The 455-nt window shown below is 70.5% G+C and carries 1 protein-coding gene; it reads right to left on the reverse strand.

The features are described 5' to 3' along the window. On the reverse strand, positions 1-455 hold a 455-nt coding region (locus L995_RS30070; RefSeq protein ID WP_047475115.1), incomplete at both ends, for a DUF4118 domain-containing protein.

Here is a 455-nt window from a genome sequence, read left to right on the forward strand (position 1 = left end):
CCGCGTCACGCGCGCCTCGTGGCGCAGCCGCGCCATGAGCTGGCCGCAGACCAGGGCCACGCCCAGCATCAGCACGAAGGTGAACAGGTACTGCGTGTCGTTGACATGGAAGGATCCGCGCGGGGGCACGAAGAAAAAGTCGAAGCACAGTACCGACAGCAGCGCCGCCCAGGCGCCCGGGCCACGCCCCCAGCGCAACGAAGACAGCACGACGATGAGCAGGAACAGCATCACCACGTTGGCCGGGTCGAAGATGCGCAGCAGCTGCTCGGCCAGCACCGTGGCGGTCAAGCAGGCCAGGGTCACGCCGGCATAGCCCTTCCAGGGCAGCGGCCTGCGCCGCAGCGGTGCGGCAGGCGCGGCCTCGGTCCGGGCCGCGCTGGAGCCCCCGGAGAGCACCAGCACGTCTATGTCGGGATGCAGCTGGACGATGCGGTCGGGCAGGCTGCGGCCCC

The organism is Delftia sp. ZNC0008 (assembly GCF_000799035.1).
In the GTDB taxonomy this organism is placed as follows: Bacteria; Pseudomonadota; Gammaproteobacteria; order Burkholderiales; family Burkholderiaceae_C; genus Comamonas; species Comamonas tsuruhatensis.